The sequence below is a fragment of the Gelidibacter sp. genome (assembly GCF_035577925.1).
GTDB lineage: Bacteria > Bacteroidota > Bacteroidia > Flavobacteriales > Flavobacteriaceae > Gelidibacter.
On the sequence record NZ_DATJCY010000245.1, the window covers coordinates 1 to 6,060 of the forward strand.

General features: G+C 37.4%; 3 protein-coding genes. All 3 read left to right on the forward strand.

Annotated features, from left to right (window positions below; genetic code table 11):
* The coding region (locus VNJ50_RS09900; RefSeq protein WP_325581413.1) for a translocation/assembly module TamB domain-containing protein at window positions 1-3,328 on the forward strand (3,328 nt) is incomplete at its 5' end.
* 58 nt (window positions 3,329-3,386) lie between these two features.
* Entirely contained in the window at window positions 3,387-5,669 is a 2,283-nt protein-coding gene (locus VNJ50_RS09905; protein ID WP_325581415.1) for a BamA/TamA family outer membrane protein, read from the forward strand.
* 96 nt (window positions 5,670-5,765) lie between these two features.
* Window positions 5,766-6,060, forward strand: a 295-nt coding sequence (locus VNJ50_RS09910; RefSeq protein ID WP_325581417.1) for a nucleoside deaminase, incomplete at its 3' end; no start/stop codon positions are given.

Here is a 6,060-nt window from a genome sequence, read left to right on the forward strand (position 1 = left end):
CGACATCCATACCAAAACCACCTTAACCACCACTCAAGGTTTGGCCACTTTGGAAGGTTATATCAAAAACGGGAAAACTATCGAATTTGACACCAAGCTATCCATCGCCGATTATAAACTCAATGAATTACTTCAAAATGACCAATTAGGCAACTTAAGTTTGATCGTAAAAGCTACAGGAAATGGAAAAAATATCAACGCTCTTAATATTCAAGCAGAAGGTAAAGTTTCGGATTTCACCTATAACAATTACCACATCAACAATCTAAATTTGGTCGGAAACATCGAAAATGGGCAAGGAAAAATCACTTCGCAATACAAAGATCACAACCTAGATATGACCTTGAATGCCTTTGTGGTTTTAGACACTTTAGCTCCAGAGGCCAACGTTGAATTGGATATTGCCGGCGCCAATTTAAAAGCTTTGGGACTCATGGATCGAGAAGTAAAAATGGCCATGAACATCGATGCCCATTTTAAGGGAAATACTGATCATTACGACCTTGAAACAACCATTAATAATGGCGTTGCGGTGTATGACAACAAAACGTATTTAATGGGCAAATTGAGTGCTTTGGCACATGTTAGCAAGGACACGACTTCCATTACCGTCCAAAACAAGCTGGTAGATATCGCACTCCAATCCAATACCGATCCTCAAACTTTTGGAGCCTCTTTAAAACGTCATCTGCTCAGTTATTTTTATGATGAGGACAAAGCTCAGGATAGCTTAAAGCTTAAACCAGTTGATCTAAAATTGCGCGGAAAAATCATCCAAGCACCAATTTTAAATGAAGTGTTTTTAGTAAACGTCAAAAAACTGGACACCATTAAAATTGATGTGGATTTTAAAGAAAAAGAACGGCTACTCAAAGCGAATATCACAGCACCACATATCAATTATAACGATTTTGAACTGGACAGCTTAGCATTTACAATGGATACTGACCCTGACAAATTTATTTTTGATTTAGGTTTCAACCGAATAAAAGCAGGACCATTTGACATTCAAAAAACGAAACTCACTGGCAATCAATTCAACAAAAAACTCTCGTTGGCTTTCTTAGCTTATGACAAAAATGAACTGTTGACGCAAATTACAAGTCAGATTATTAGTGATGGCAATCAATTGCACTTTCATGTAATTCCCGAAGATTTAATCTTAAACAAATCGCCTTGGCAAACACCAGAAAGCAATGAAATTCTGATTAGTGACAAAAAAATGGTGTTCAATGATTTTGTTTTTGGAAACACCAATCAATCTTTTGAAATCTCAGACCAATTTCCTTCCATTGACACGGAACATATAGCGATACATTTTGAAAATTTTAAGTTGAGCGAATTTTTGAATTATCTGAATCCAAAAGAAGACCTTGCGACTGGAATTCTGAATGGCGATTTTATATTGGAGGATCCTTTTATAAACACGGGCATTATTGCCGATTTGGGTATTTCAAATTTGAGTTTTATGCAAGTAGATTTGGGCAATTTAAAACTAGATGCCAAATCCTTAGGAAATAACAGCTACGATTTTAATATCGACATGAACGGTGGCGAAATCGACCTTGACCTCAATGGTGATTATATGGCTATTCCGGGCGGTGCGAATCTCGATCTTAATTTGGCAATCAACCAGTTCAACATGAAAGCTGTAACGGGATTTACAAAAGGTGAAATCACAGAAACCGACGGTAGTTTTAATGGTAATTTCAAATTTAATGGCACTTTTGATCAACCTGAATACAAAGGACATCTGACATTTAATGATGCCAAATTCAAAATAAAAATGTTCAATTCGGCGTTTACGCTTGCCAATGAAACCCTAAATATAGATAACCATGGGATTTCCATGGCCAATTTTACCGTCATGGACGAAAACCAGAACAAACTTATTGTATCTGGCAAAATAGGTCAGGAATCTTTTATCAATCCTACGTTCGATTTAAAAGTTACGGCTGATAATTTTCAGGTTTTGAACGCCACCAACGAAAACAACAATTTTATTTACGGCAAAGCTTCTTTTGATGCCGATGCCAAAATCACGGGCAATCTGAACATTCCTATAATCGACCTTAAAGCCACATTGAGTTCGGATACCGACGTGACTTATATTTTACCAACGGCCAGTGTTAATATTGAAGAACGTGATGGCGTAGTTATTTTCGTAAATCGTGAAAACCCAGATGCTATTTTGACCAAAACTGAAGAGAGAACCGCTACGATTACAGGCTTTGACATTTCGGCTTTACTCAATATCGGAAAAGACGCTACGGTCACCATTATTATTGACCAATCTACCGGTGATAATTTTAAAGTATCTGGTGAAGGCGATTTGAATTTTAACATGAAACCTAACGGGAACCTATCGCTTGCTGGCATTTATGAAGTGACCAGCGGCCATTATGAACTCAATCTTTACAACATTGTCAATCGAAAATTCAATCTTGTTTCTGGCAGTCGCGTCACATGGTCTGGCGATCCGTTTGATGCAAAATTGGATGTCAAAGCACTTTATGAAATAAAAACTCCCGCAGCGCCTTTAATGGCACCGACCTCTACGAATTTAGATCCGGCATCCAAAGCAAAATTTCGTCAATCACTCCCATTTTATGTGTATCTAAATATTGATGGGCAACTCACAGAACCTCAGATAAATTTTAGTCTTGACATGCCAAAAGAAGAGCAAGGATCCATTGGCGGACAAGTGTATAGCAGGGTACAGCAACTTAACCAACAGGAAGATGAACTCAACCGACAAGTATTCTCATTGTTGGTATTAAATCGTTTTTATCCCGATCCTGGCAGTGATGGCAGTACGGGCGGCGTGGCATCAATAGCACGAAACAACATAAATGACGCTATTTCAGATCAGCTCAATCTGTTTTCTGATAAATTATTGGGCAATAGCGGATTTGAACTTAATTTTGGTTTGGACAGTTTTACCGATTACCAAGGCAGTGCACCACAAGATCGTACCCAATTGGATATTGCTGCACAAAAAAAACTATTCAACGACCGATTGATTGTTAGTGTTGGCAGTGAAATTGACGTTCAGGGCGGTGGCAACGTAGAAGAAGAAACCCCGATTATTGGAAATTTTAGCGTTGAATATCTTCTTACAGAAAGTGGACGCTACCGCCTTAAAGGTTTCCATAGAAATGAATATGAAAACGTTATTGATGGACAAACGGTTGTAAGTGGCATTGCACTGATATTTACACAAGAATTTAATAAATTTAAGGAACTCTGGGAAGCTTTGATTAAATCGACCACGAAAGAAGAGCGCGCGGAAAAAGAAAAACGCAAGACCAAAAAAACAAAACAGTAAAGCAACCTTAAAAAAGGTTCATTGACTAGTAAAAAACAACGCATTTAAAACATTAAATTTGAAGTTATATTTTAAATATATACCCCTTTTATTAATCTTCATTGGAAGTTTTTACTCGTGTAGTATTTCTAAATACATACCAGAGAACGAACGTTTATATACCGGCGCAAGCTTAGTTATACAATCAGATTCTGTAATACGCTATGAAAAACGATTAAAACAAGAACTTGAAACGGTTCTGCTCCCAGAACCCAATTCTAAATTTTTAGGCGCTTATCCCGGACTTTTTTATTATTATAAAAACCAGAAAGAAAAACCAGGGTTTATCACACGTTGGCTGTATAAAAAAATGGGAGAAAAACCGGTTTACCAATCGGATGTTGAAACATTAGAAGTTGAAAAACTATTGCTCAACCGCCTTGAAAACAGAGGTTTTTTATATAGCACAGCAACATCTAAATTTAAGGAATCAGAAAAAAAAGCATCGGTCACCTACACCGTTAATGTCCCAGCACCTTATCGGATGAAAACTTACCAATTGGACACATTGCCCTCACCAATACATGAAGAAATCGCAGAATTAATCAGCAATTCTCCTATAAAAAGAAGAAGACGTTTTGACCTCAACACCATGAAATTGGAACGCCTAAGAATTGATGCGGAACTCAAAAAACGTGGTTATTATAATTTCAATGAAAACTTCCTGATTTTTGAAGCGGACACCAATAAATATGAGAACAAAAATTTTGATTTATTTCTCAAATTAAAAAATGCCGTTCCCGAGAAATCAATCGTTCCTTACAGAATTTCTAAAATCAATATTTATCCCAATTACAAGACCACTGATTCTGTTTTATCAGCAACAATACGTTATAATGATCAAAACTACATTCAGGACGAAGAGTTTTTGAAACCAAAATATTTAGCACCATTTATAAAACTCAAAGAAGGCGAGCTCTATAATCCCGAAACCTCACGTCATACCGCTAGACGTTTATCGACTATTGGCGCTTATAAGTACGTGAATATTCTTTACTCAGAAATTGACAGTATAGCCACCGACAGTCTCGGAATCTTGGAGGCCAACATCTATTTATCGCCGTTGAACAAACGTGCTTTTACGGCAGAATTGCAAGTAGTTACCAAATCCAATAATTTTGCAGGGCCAACTTTAGCGCTAACCTACAGCAATAGGAATTTATTTGGTGGTGGTGAGGTTTATAACACCATATTAAAATTTGGTTACGAAGCACAAATAGGTAGCGGAAAAAGTACAGGAAACAGCAGTCTGGAACTAGGTTTTAAAAACGAATTGATTTTTCCGAGGGTCTTATTTCCTATTAAAATCAATGATGATTTTTTCAAATACTCCATCCCAAAAACCAAAATTTCATTGAGCCTGGATTATCTTGATCGTACACAACTTTACAATTTGGTTTCAGGAACAGCATTGTTTGGTTACGTATGGGATGCCAACAAATATGTGACCCATCAAATCAATCCTATATCGGTTAATTACAGTGATCTTAGAAAAACAACAGCCGAATTTAAAGACATTCTTGAAAACAATCCGTTTTTAAAACGCAGTTTTGAACAACAGTTTATTTCCGGTCTCAACTATTCATTCACCTATAATGAAATGGTGGACAGCAATATAAAACATCAAAAATACTTGAATTTCAATTTGGATACGGCGGGAAATTCCATCAGCTTATTTGCAAAACAACAAGAACCCGGTGCGGCCAAAACATTTATTGGATCTGAATACGCGCAATATGCCAAAGCTGATTTAGATTTGCATTACCATTTTAATTTTGGCAAAGAGCGCACGTTAGCCATGCGTTTGTACGGTGGTTTTGGAATGGCTTACGGTAACTCTGAGGTCGTACCATTTTCAAAACAATATTATGCCGGCGGGCCATATAGTGTGCGCGCTTTCAAAATCCGTTCGTTGGGACCGGGCACTTATAATGCTAACGACACCGCCAATAATCAACCTATTGAGTATTTTGATAAAACGGGAAATATTAGGTTGGAAGCTAATATTGAATACAGATTTCCAATCTTTTCTTTTTTTAAGGGTGCTATCTTTGCCGATGCGGGAAACATCTGGAACTCCAAAGAAAACCCAACGTTTGACGGTAAAGATAAATTTACCAAAAACTTCATCCATGAACTGGGAATGGGCGCTGGTGCCGGACTCCGTGTGGACATCCAAAGTTTTGTCGTCCGTTTTGACTTGGCGGCACCTTTTCATGACCCTGCACTTCCAAAAAGCAAACGCTTCTATTTTGACTTGAAAAATCCAATTCTAAATTTTGCTATTGGATATCCGTTTTAATGGCCATTAAAATTCATTAACTTAGTAGATTCATTCACTTATTAAAAATTAAGAGGATTTTTGAATGTCTCTTCAACCCTAAATATTTATAAAAAAATGAGTAAAGACCCTAATAATAAATTCATGCTCGAAGCGGTTACCGCAGCACTTAAAGGCATGGAAAATAACGAAGGCGGCCCATTTGGATGTGTTATCGTTAAAGATGGAAAAATTGTAGGCCGTGGCAATAACAAAGTCACCTCGCATAATGATCCAACCGCGCATGCCGAGATTATGGCCATCCGTGATGCATGTAAAAACCTGAACACATTTCAGCTGGAAGGCTGTGAGATCTATACCTCTTGCGAACCTTGCCCCATGTGTTTTGGTGCGATTTATTGGGCACGACCTG